At 69.1% G+C, this 9326-nt stretch carries 7 protein-coding genes; all 7 read left to right on the forward strand.

Annotated elements, in window-relative coordinates:
* Positions 1–28: 28 nt before the first annotated feature.
* The 7 genes from cobN to TX88_RS30995 are packed head-to-tail and all read left to right on the forward strand — an operon-like array spanning position 29 to position 9296.
* Positions 29–3652 (forward strand): cobaltochelatase subunit CobN, encoded by a 3624-nt coding sequence (gene cobN, locus TX88_RS30965; protein WP_044523977.1) that lies wholly within the window; start codon positions 29–31, stop codon positions 3650–3652.
* Between the two features lie 20 nt (positions 3653–3672).
* Positions 3673–4056, forward strand: a complete 384-nt coding sequence (locus TX88_RS30970) for a PPOX class F420-dependent oxidoreductase (protein ID WP_044523980.1) — start codon at positions 3673–3675, stop codon at positions 4054–4056.
* 5 nt (positions 4057–4061) lie between these two features.
* A complete protein-coding gene (locus TX88_RS30975) occupies positions 4062–4490 on the forward strand; it encodes a PPOX class F420-dependent oxidoreductase (RefSeq protein WP_044523986.1) in 429 nt (142 codons plus the stop codon).
* Positions 4491–4496: 6 nt separating this feature from the next.
* A complete protein-coding gene (locus TX88_RS30980) occupies positions 4497–4991 on the forward strand; it encodes an FxsA family protein (protein WP_044523988.1) in 495 nt (164 codons plus the stop codon).
* A gap of 17 nt (positions 4992–5008) precedes the next feature.
* Complete coding sequence (locus TX88_RS30985) at positions 5009–6604, forward strand: amidohydrolase (protein ID WP_044523990.1); 1596 nt, start codon at positions 5009–5011, stop codon at positions 6602–6604.
* A complete protein-coding gene (gene lnt, locus TX88_RS30990) occupies positions 6594–8480 on the forward strand; it encodes an apolipoprotein N-acyltransferase (RefSeq protein ID WP_110918242.1) in 1887 nt (628 codons plus the stop codon). Before TX88_RS30985 ends, lnt begins: the two co-directional genes overlap by 11 nt.
* Positions 8481–8489: 9 nt before the next feature.
* A complete protein-coding gene (locus TX88_RS30995; RefSeq protein WP_044523992.1) occupies positions 8490–9296 on the forward strand; it encodes a polyprenol monophosphomannose synthase in 807 nt (268 codons plus the stop codon).
* Positions 9297–9326: the final 30 nt, after the last annotated feature.

Raw genomic sequence — 9326 nt, forward strand, 5'->3', positions numbered from 1 at the left:
GGTGTCCCACCCCTCTGAAGTGCCAGCGGTGACCGCTGCCACTGATGCCGCCACTCCCGCCGTCCTGCTGCTGTCGACCTCGGACACCGACCTGATCACTGCCCGCTCCAGCGGCGCCCGGTATCGCTGGGCCAACCCGTCGCGGCTGGTCACCGGTGAACTCGAGGAGCTTCTCGACGGCGCCGACGTCGCGGTGATCCGCATTCTCGGCGGCTACCGGGCCTGGCAGGACGGAATCGACACCGTGGTGGCCAGTGGCCTGCCGACGGTCGTGGTCAGCGGGGAGCAGGCGCCCGACGCCGAATTGATGGGACATTCGACCGCCCCGCAGGGTGCGGCCCTGCAAACCCACATCTACCTCGCTCAGGGCGGTCTGGCGAACCTGGCGAACCTCCACGCGTTCCTGTCCGACACCCTGCTGATGACCGGCTTCGGCTTCGCGGCCCCGGTGACCACCCCGAGCTGGGGGGTCCTGGAGCGCGAGGCAGCCGGCACTGAGGGCCCCACCGTCGCCGTGCTCTACTACCGCGCCCAGCAGCTGGCGGGAAACACCGGCTATGTCGAGGCGCTCTGCGACGCCGTCGAGCAGGCCGGCGGCCGCGCGTTGCCCGTGTTCTGCGCATCCCTGCGCACTGCCGAACCCGAACTCCTCGAGCTGCTCGGCACCGCCGATGTGCTCATCACCACGGTGCTCGCGGCCGGAGGTGCCACCCCGGCAGCGGTCGGCGCCGGAGGTAACGACGATTCGTGGAATGTCGCGCACCTTGCCGCACTGGACATTCCGATCCTGCAGGGACTGTGCCTGACCAGTTCGAGGTCGGACTGGTCCACCAATGACGACGGCATGTCGCCACTGGACGTCGCCACCCAGGTCGCCGTTCCCGAGTTCGACGGCCGCATCATCACGGTGCCGTTCTCGTTCAAGGAGATCGACTCCGAAGGGCTGATCTCGTATGTGGCCGACCCCGAGCGCTGCGCGCGGGTGGCCGGCTTGGCCGTCCGCCATGCCCGGTTGCGAGCCATTCCTGCCGCGGAAAAGCGTGTGGCCGTGGTGTTTTCGGCCTATCCAACCAAGCATGCCCGCATCGGCAATGCCGTCGGCCTTGACACCCCGGCCAGCGCGGTCGCGCTGCTGCGCACCATGCGTGACGCCGGGTACGACATCGGCGAGGCCGTCGGCCCGGGCGACCTCGCCACCATCGTCGACTCAGGCGATGGGGACGCTCTGATCCACTCTCTGATCGAACGCGGCGGGCAGGACCCGGACTGGCTCACCGACGAGGCGCTGGCCGCCAATCCGATTCGGGTCCCCGCCGAGGACTACCGGGCCTGGTTCGCCTCCCTGCCCGCCGAACTCGCCGATGCCGTCGTCGAGCACTGGGGCCCGCCGCCGGGTGAGCTCTTCGTCGACCGCAGCCGCGATCCCGAGGGCGAGATCGTCATCGCGGCCATCCAGGCCGGCAATGTGGTGCTGATCGTTCAGCCGCCCCGTGGTTTCGGAGAGAACCCGGTGGCGATCTACCACGATCCCGACCTGCCGCCCAGCCACCACTACCTGGCCGCCTACCGCTGGCTGGACTCGTCGTTCCCCGGCTCCTTCAAAGCGGACGCCGTGGTGCACCTGGGCAAGCACGGCAACCTGGAATGGCTGCCCGGCAAGACGCTCGGCATGAGCGCGTCATGCGGCACCGACGCCGCCCTCGGCGATCTGCCGCTGATCTATCCGTTCCTGGTCAACGATCCGGGGGAGGGCACCCAGGCCAAGCGTCGGGCGCACGCCACCCTCGTCGATCACCTCATCCCGCCGATGGCCCGCGCCGAGACCTACGGCGACATCGCCAAACTCGAGCAGCTGCTCGACGAGCACGCCAACGTCTCGGCGCTGGATCCCGGCAAGCTGCCTGCCATCCGCCAGCAGATCTGGACGTTGATGCGCGCCGCCAAGATGGACCACGATCTGGGCCTGGAGGATCGCCCGGACGAGGAATCGTTCGACGACATGCTGCTGCACGTCGACGGCTGGCTGTGCGAGATCAAGGATGTCCAGATCCGCGACGGCCTGCATGTGTTGGGCCAGAAGCCCACCGGCGCAGGCGAACTCGATCTGGTACTGGCCATCCTGCGGGCCCGGCAGCTGTTCGGCGGCGAGCAGACCGTGCCCGGGCTGCGTCAGGCACTCGGCCTGACTGAGGACGGCAGTGACGACCGCGCGGCCGTCGACGCCGCCGAGGCCGGCGCCCGCGAGCTGGTCGCCGCGCTGCAGGAATCCGGTTGGGACGCTTCCGCGGTGGAGAAGATCACCGACAATCCCGAGGTGGCTCGCATCCTGCGGTTCGCCGCCACCGAGGTGGTGCCCCGGCTGGCGGGCACCTCCGGCGAGATCGACCAGGTGCTGCGCGCCCTGGCCGGAGGCTTCATCGCCTCGGGACCGTCCGGATCGCCGCTGCGCGGCCTGGTCAACGTGCTGCCCACCGGGCGCAACTTCTACTCGGTGGACCCCAAGGCGGTGCCGTCCCGGCTGGCCTGGGAAACCGGTGTGGCGATGGCCGATTCGCTGCTGGACCGCTACCGCACCGATTACGGCCGCTGGCCGCAGTCGGTGGGCCTGTCGGTGTGGGGCACCTCGGCCATGCGCACCGCCGGTGACGACATCGCCGAAGTACTGGCCCTGCTGGGAGTGCGGCCGGTGTGGGATGACGCCTCGCGCCGGGTGGTGAACCTGGAACCGATCGACCTCGCCGAACTCGGCCGGCCGCGCATCGACGTCACGGTGCGCATCTCCGGGTTCTTCCGTGATGCCTTCCCGCACGTGGTCACCATGCTCGACGATGCGGTGGCATTGGTGGCCGGCCTCGACGAATCGGCCGAGGACAACTACGTGCGCGCCCACTCCCAGGCCGACCTGGCCGAACACGGCGACCAAAGGCGGGCCACCACAAGGATCTTCGGCTCCAAGCCGGGAACCTACGGAGCGGGTCTGCTGCAGCTGATCGACAGCCGCAACTGGCGTGACGACGCCGACCTGGCCGAGGTGTACACCGCATGGGGCGGATTCGCCTACGGCCGCGGACTCGACGGTGCGCCCGCTGCCGATGACATGAACCGGGCGTACCGGCGAATCGCGGTGGCGGCCAAGAACACCGACACCCGCGAACACGACATCGCCGACTCCGACGACTATTTCCAGTACCACGGCGGCATGGTCGCCACCGTGCGGGCGTTGACCGGGCAGGCCCCGGCCGCCTACATCGGTGACAACACCCGCCCCGACGCGGTCCGCACCCGCACGCTGTCGGAGGAGACCAACCGCGTCTTCCGGGCCCGGGTGGTCAACCCGCGCTGGATCAGCGCGATGCGAAGGCACGGCTACAAGGGCGCATTCGAGATGGCGGCCACCGTCGACTATCTGTTCGGCTACGACGCCACCGCACACGTGATGGCCGACTGGATGTACGAACGGCTCTCGGCCGAGTACGTGCTCGACGACGAGAACCGCAAGTTCATGTCCGAATCCAACCCGTGGGCGCTGCACGGGATGGCAGAACGGCTGCTGGAGGCCGCGGGCCGCGGTATGTGGGCCGAGCCCGAGCAGGCCACCCTCGACGGGCTCCGGCAGGTGCTGCTGGAAACCGAAGGTGAGCTGGAAGGGTAGTCAAACAGTAGATTTGACCCATGGCTCTCACCTTCGCCGATGTCGCCAAGGCCAACTACGTTCTGCTGACCACCTTCACCAAGGACGGCAGGCCCAAGCCGACCGCGATCTGGGCCGCTCCGTCACCCGACGGACTGGTGGTGATCACCCAGGAGTCGTCCTGGAAGGTCAAGCGGATCCGGAACACCCCGCGGGTCACGGTGGCGGCGTGTGACGTGCGCGGCAATCCGAAGAGCGAGGCGGTCGAGGCCGTCGCCGAGATCCTGCCCAAGTCGGCCAACGGTGCCACCTACGACGCGATCGGCAAGCGCTACGGCCTGCTGGGCAAGACGTTCAACGTGTTCTCCAAGCTGCGCGGCGGATTGCAGAACAATGTTTCGCTCCTGCTCAAACCGGTCAATTGAGTCCCATGGCTCCTACCTTCGAGGACGTTTACCGCGAGAAGTACCTGCTGTTGACCACCTTCACCAAGGACGGCAAGCCCAAGCCGACCGCGGTGTGGGGGGTACCCGACGGCGACAAGCTGCTGATCATCACCGACGACGGATCGTGGAAGACCAAGCGCATCAACAACACCCCACGCGTCACCGTCCAGAAATGCGGCGTGCTCGGCGCCCCGAAGGGTGATCCGGTGGAGGCGGTGGCCCGCAACCTGCCGAAGTCCGACACCGGGCGGGTGTTCGGCGCCATCATCAAGCGGTACTGGAACCACGCCTGGTACTTCGTGCCGCGGGCCCTGTTGCTCGGCGGCATCGACAAGGTGCACAGCGCCATCGAGGTCCGCGCCGTCGACGTCCCGGCACCCGGTCAGGAACCGAACCGCCCGCCCAACCGTTGACAGCGCATGGCTAAACGGCTGTTTCTGATCTATCTCCTCGTCGAGATGGGGGTGATGGTCGCCCTGGTGGCGACCATCGGGTTCGGCTACACCGTGCTGTTGCTGTTGGCCTCGTTCGTGATCGGCCTGGCGCTGGCGGGTTCGCAGCTCAACCGGCACATCCGCCGGTTGCGCACGGGCTTGTCCGGTGGCCTGGCCAACCCGCAGGGCGCGGCGTCCGACAGCGTGCTGGTGGCGCTCGGCACCGTCCTGGTGGCGATTCCCGGACTGGCCAGCTCGATCGCCGGCGCGCTGTTGTTGCTGCCGCCCACACGGGCCGCGGCCCGGCCGGTGCTCACGGGGCTGGTCGCCCGACGGATACCGATCATCGTCGCGGCGCCGGCCGGCTTCGGCGCACCCACCGGGTCCGCCGGTTATCGACACGGGACAGGCGACTACATTGACGGCGAAGTAATCGACGTCAACGACGTCGATCCGTACCGCCTGCCTCCCAAGGCCTAACAGCCAGTCGAAACAGCTTGACGACACTTCTGATCAACGGGCGCATCCACAGCCCCAGCTACCCCGACGCGACCGCATTCGCCGTGCGCGACGGCGTAGTGGCGTGGCTGGGTACCGACGACGTCGGCCGGTCGCAGTTTCCCGATGCCGAGATCGTCGACCTCGACGGCGGCTTCGTGGCACCGGCATTCGTCGACAGCCACGTCCACCTGACCGCCACCGGTCTCAACCTGGACGGCCTGGACCTCCGTGGGGCCACCTCGTTGCAGCACTGCCTGCGCCTGGTGGACGAATACGCGCGCCGGCATCCGGACGGCCCGGTGTGGGGACACGGCTGGGACGAGTCGGGCTGGCCGGAGCGCACCAGCCCCAATACCGCCGACTTGGACACGGTGCTTGGAGATCGGCCCGCCTATCTGGCCCGGGTGGACGTGCATTCGGCCGCCGCGACCTCCGCACTGCGCCGGTCGGTGCCCGCGCTGGCCGAAGCCGCGGGGTTCGACCCGCAGCGCCCGCTGAGCGCCGAGGCCCATCACCTCGTGCGTGCGGCCGCGCGGGAGCAACTGACCCCGCAGCAACGGCACGCCGCCCGCGTCGCGGCACTCGATCACGCCGCCGGGATGGGCATCGCCGCGGTCCACGAGTGCGCGGGCCCGCAGATCGGCGGCCTGCTCGACTGGCAGGAACTGCGCGCCCTGGAGCACGGCGTGGAGGTCGTCGGCTATTGGGGTGAGGCGGCCCGGGACGCCGAGCATGCCCGCCACCTGATCGCCGAGACCGGGGCCCGCGGCCTGGCCGGAGACCTGTTCGTCGACGGTGCCCTTGGGTCACACACCGCGTGGCTGCACGCGCCGTACCACGACGCACCCGACACCTGCGGCAACTGCTACCTCGACGTCGAGGCCATCACCCGGCACGTGCAGGCCTGCACCGAGGCCGGAATCCCGGCCGGGTTCCATGTGATCGGCGACGCCGCCGTCGCCGCCGTCGTCGAGGGCTTCGCCACTGTGGCCCAGCGACTGGGCGGCCCGGCCGTGGCCCGCTGCGGCCACCGCCTGGAACACCTGGAGATGGTCGACGCCGCGCAGGCCGCCGAACTGGGGGCGTGGGGTGTGATGGCCAGCATGCAGCCCAACTTCGACGCCCTCTGGGGCGGGGAGGACGGCATGTATGCCCAGCGTCTCGGGCTTGATCGAGTTCACGGGCTCAACCCGTTCGCGCTGTTAGCATCCGAAGGCGTGCCCCTCGCCTTCGGCTCCGACACCCCGGTCACCAGCATGAACCCCTGGCAAACCGTGCGTGCCGCGGTGTCGCACCAGAGCGCGGGCAGTGCGATTTCGGCTCGTGCCGCATTCGCTGCGGCCACCCGCGGCGGCTGGCGCGCCGGTGGGGTGCGCGACGGCGTCACCGGAACGCTCACCCCTGGGGCCCCGGCCAGCTACGCGGTGTGGGAGGCCGACGACCTGGAGGTCAGCGCGCCGGCCAACGCCGTCCAGCGATGGTCCACCGACCCGCGCTCACGGGTGCCCGCTCTGCCGCGGCTGGCCGCCGATGCGGAGCTGCCGCGTTGCCGTCAGACCGTTCACCGGGGTGTCGTCATCCATGGGCAGTGACCGTCCCAGGGACAAATCGGGCCGTCCGCGGCCGCTGCGGCCGGGGCCGAACGAGACCACCGAAGTGATCCCCGCCATCGTCGAAGACGAGCTCGCTGAACTCGACGCACTCGACGACGAGGCTTTCGGCGAACTGGATGAGGACGTCACCGGCGATCCGGTTGCCGACATCGATCCCGACGAGGAACCCGAGGAGCGTGGGTATCGCCTGACCGCGGCGGGCACACCCGACCGCTGGTCTGTGGTGGCGGTCTGGGCGACGCGGTTCGGCCGCGCCGCCGCTGCGCGGTGGGCGCAGTTGAGCGCGTCGGTCGGCGGCGGGCTCGCGTTGTGCCTGAGTTATCCACCGACCGGCTGGTGGTGGGCGGCATTTGTCGGGTTGGCGTTGCTCGGCTGGGTGCTGACGCTGCGCTCCACCACCCGTGCCGGCGGCTTCGGCTACGGCTTCCTGTTCGGTCTGGCGTTCTATATTCCGTTGCTGCCGTGGATCAGCGGTCTGGTCGGGGCGGTGCCGTGGCTGGCCCTGGCTGCCATGGAAGCACTGTTCTGCGGGCTCTTCGGCCTCGCGGCGGTCGTGGTCGGGCGAATGCCCGGGTGGCCGCTGTGGTTCGCCGCGCTGTGGACCACCCAGGAATGGCTGAAATCCACTGTGCCCTTCGGCGGATTCCCTTGGGGGGTCCTCGGATTCGGCCAGACCAACGGACCGCTACTGGCCCTTGCGCGGTGGGGTGGCGCGCCGCTCGTGTCGCTCGCGGTGGCACTGGTCGGCTTCAGCGCCACCCTGCTGGCCCTGGAGATCGTGCACTGGTGGCACCACGGACACAAGCCGGGCTTCCCGGCACCCGCGGTCATGCTGCCCGGCCTGAGCATCACCGTGGTGTTGCTGTCCACCGCGGTGCTGTGGCCACAGGTCCGTCATTCCGGCACCGGCGCGGGCGACGAACAGACCGTCACCGTGGCCGCCGTGCAGGGCAATGTGCCCAGGCTCGGGCTGGAGTTCAACGCCCAGCGCCGGGCGGTGCTCGACAACCACGTGAAAGAGACGCAGCGCCTGGCCGACGATGTGCGCGCCGGCCGGGCCCCGCAGCCCATGTTCGTGGTCTGGCCCGAGAACGCCTCCGACATCGATCCGTTGGCCAACGCCGACGCCGCCGCGCAGATCACCGCGGCGGCCGACGCCATCGGGGCACCGATCCTGGTGGGAACCGTCACCAAGGCCGACGGTTACACCGCCGACAATCCCGTGGCCACCAACACCGTGATCGTCTGGGATCCCGAACACGGGCCGGGGGAGCGACACGACAAGAAGATCGTGCAGCCGTTCGGCGAGTACCTGCCGTGGCGCGGATTCTTCAAGCACCTGTCGTCGTATGCGGACCGGGCCGGCTACTTCGTGCCGGGCGAGGGCAACGGCGTCGTGCATGCGGCAGGCGTGCCGATCGGGGTGACCACCTGCTGGGAGGTCATCTTCGACCGGGCCGCGCGGGAATCGGTGCTCAGCGGCGCGCAGGTGCTGACGGTGCCCACCAACAACGCGACGTTCGACGAGAACATGAGCGCACAGCAGCTGGCCTTCGGCAAACTGCGGGCCGTCGAGCACGACCGGTACCTCGTGGTCGCCGGGACCACCGGCATCAGCGCGGTGATCGCCCCGGACGGGCGTGAGCTGGCCCGCACCGACTTCTTCCAGCCCGCCTATCTGGACAGTCAGATCCGGTTGAAGTCAGACCTGACACCGGCCACCGAATGGGGGCCGGCCTTGCAGGTGGCGCTGGTCACGCTTGGTATTGGGGCATTGGTTGCCGCAATAATGCACAATGGAGGGTTCGTGCAAAGAATGTTGAGGCGTCGCACCGGCGAAGGCCCGCGACGATGAAGGAGCCACATGACAGTCCCTGGTGACGGAGCGCAGCGGCAGGGGGGATCCAGCCCTCGCCAGGACGGTGAACGCCCGAGTCAGCGCACTCTGGTGATCATTCCGACCTACAACGAGCGGGAAAATCTGCCGCTGATCGTCGGGCGTGTGCACCACGCCAGCCCCGAGGTGCACATCCTGGTGGTCGACGACGGCAGTCCCGACGGCACCGGCCGGTTGGCCGATGAACTGGCCCTGGCCGACCCGGACCGGGTGCACGTGATGCACCGGACCAGCAAAGCGGGCCTCGGCGCCGCCTATCTGGCCGGCTTCGCCTGGGGCCTGGGCCGCGGGTACTCGGTTCTGGTCGAGATGGACGCCGACGGCAGTCACGCACCGGAGGAGCTGAACCGGCTCCTCGATGCGGTCGACGCCGGGGCGGATCTGGCCATCGGTTCGCGGTACGTCTCGGGCGGCACGGTGCGCAACTGGCCGGTGCGCCGCCTGGTGCTGTCGAAGACCGCCAACACCTACTCCCGGCTCCTGCTGGGCGTCGGCATCCACGACATCACCGCGGGGTACCGCGCCTACCGGCGCGAGGTGCTGGAGAAGATCGACCTGTCCGCGGTCGATTCCAAGGGCTACTGCTTCCAGATCGACCTGACCTGGCGTGCGATCAACAACGGGTTCAAGGTCGTCGAGGTGCCCATCACGTTCACCGAACGTGAACTCGGCGTCTCCAAGATGAGTGGTTCCAACATCCGCGAGGCGATGTTCAAGGTCGCGGAGTGGGGCATCCGTGGGCGCCTGGACCGCGCCCGGGGTGTGGTGCGCTAGCGCTCCGGATACACAAAAAAACCGCGATAC

It is taken from the genome of Mycolicibacterium septicum DSM 44393 (assembly GCF_000455325.1).
GTDB lineage: Bacteria > Actinomycetota > Actinomycetes > Mycobacteriales > Mycobacteriaceae > Mycobacterium > Mycobacterium septicum.